Below are 1,675 nucleotides of genomic sequence, written 5' to 3' on the forward strand. Positions count from 1 at the left end.
ATGTAGAAGGACTCGGCGGCGTCGATGACTGCATCAGGCGCGCCACGCTCGCCGCGCAAGGGATTGGCCGAATTGGTACGCCGGATCCGTCCGCCCGATCGCCGCAGAAGCCAGCCATCAACCAACGTCTCGGTCGCCGCCGGCCAGCCTTCGCGGCACGCCTGCTCGACGCGCCAGTTGAGGTCATCATCGCCGGCGCTCACGCGTCATCCTCCCGCAGCGCTTCCTCCATAAAGGCCTGCGGATCGGTGCAGAAGTCGCGCATCATGCGAAAATGATCGGTATCGCTGAAATCCGTGGGATCGAGCCCGAACCGGCTGATGCGGAACAGCCGCGCGCCAGGACAAGCCATCAGCAGCGGCGAATGCGTCGCCATGATCACTTGCGCGGTGCCCGACTGGTCCATGCGCCGCAGCATCTTGAGCAGCTCGATCTGTCGCGTCGGCGACAGTGCGCTTTCGGGTTCGTCGAGGATGTAGATGCCTTGCCTGCGGCAGCGCTCCTCGAAAAAACGGATAAAGCCCTCGCCATGCGACCAGGACAGGAAGTCCGGCGGCGGGGGCCTGAAAGGGTCTTCCAGTGCCGCCTGATCGAGATATCGGGCCACGGAGTAGAAGGATTCGGCACGAAAGAACCAGCCGGCAGTGACTTTCGGCAGCCAGTGGCCACGGAACGTGTTTGCCAGCGCAGCACCGCTCTTGTCGATGGCGCTGGAATGGTCGACCGGCCTATATCCCTTGCCGCCACCGGCTTCGTCATAGCCGGCCAGCGCACCGATCGCCTCGAGCAGCGTCGATTTGCCGGTGCCGTTCTCGCCGACGATGATGGTGATCGGCGTGGTGAATTCGAGTTCGAAGTCGTGGCCGCGAAACAGCGGCAGGTTCCATGGATATTTTTCCCAATCCTCGACCCGCACGGCATCGAGCAGGATGCGCTTCAGATAGGGAGCCTTGAGCCGCGTCAGCTGCTTGCGATGGGCCATCAGCCAGGTAGCGAAATCGTGCCGTCTTCGGCGATCGGAAAGGCCGGATTGTGCGCCACTTCCCAGACATGCCCGTCGGCGTCGGCGAAGTAGCCGTACCAGCCGCCCCAGAAGGCGCGGCCGGCCGGCTTGACGATGCGGCCGCCGGCTTTTTCCGCCCTGGCGAGCACGTCGTCGACTTCGGCGTCGGAGCGGGTGTTGTAGGCGAGGTAGACCGCCGATGGCGCCGCGGCGAAGGCGATGCCGGAATCCTCTTCTGCGCTGGCACGTGGGAACAGACCAAGAATGACGCCGCCCATCTGGAAGAAGGCGACACCGTCGGTGATACCGGCATGCCGCTTCAAGCCCATAGCCTCGTAGAAGCGCACCGCGCGGTCCAGATCATCGGTGGCGATGGTAATGATAGAGATTCGCGGCTCCATGGTGCTGCTCCTATTCGTCCGTCCATTCCGGCTTGCGCTTGCCGATGAAGGCGCCGATGCCTTCCTCGGCGTCGCGCGCGAGCATGTTTTCGACCATGATCCGGCCGGTATAGGTGTAAGCATCCGCCAGCCCCATTTCGGCCTGCGCGTAAAACGCCTCCTTGCCCGTCTTGACCACCAAAGATGATTTGGAAGCAATGGTTTGCGCGTATTTGGTGACGATCTGATTCAGGTATTCGCGCGGCACGATGCGGTTGACCAGGCCGAATTC

Annotated in this window: 3 protein-coding genes and 1 pseudogene; all 4 read right to left on the bottom strand. The window is 62.9% G+C overall.

Translation table 11 applies throughout. The features are described from left to right. Window positions 1–203, bottom strand: a pseudogene (locus tag EN925_RS34865) (GNAT family N-acetyltransferase); the annotation flags it as partial. Further along, entirely contained in the window at window positions 200–982 is a 783-nt protein-coding gene (locus EN925_RS34870) for an AAA family ATPase (protein ID WP_013532201.1), read from the bottom strand. The gene EN925_RS34870 and the pseudogene EN925_RS34865, both read right to left, overlap by 4 nt. Further along, a complete protein-coding gene (locus EN925_RS34875) occupies window positions 982–1,404 on the bottom strand; it encodes a VOC family protein (RefSeq protein WP_027162400.1) in 423 nt (140 codons plus the stop codon). The genes EN925_RS34870 and EN925_RS34875 overlap by 1 nt, the downstream gene beginning before the upstream one ends. A 10-nt stretch (window positions 1,405–1,414) precedes the next feature. After that, the coding region (locus tag EN925_RS34880; RefSeq protein WP_245487408.1) for an enoyl-CoA hydratase-related protein at window positions 1,415–1,675 on the bottom strand (261 nt) is incomplete at its 5' end.

Source organism: Mesorhizobium sp. M7A.F.Ca.US.006.04.2.1 (assembly GCF_004022915.1).
GTDB lineage: Bacteria > Pseudomonadota > Alphaproteobacteria > Rhizobiales > Rhizobiaceae > Mesorhizobium > Mesorhizobium ciceri.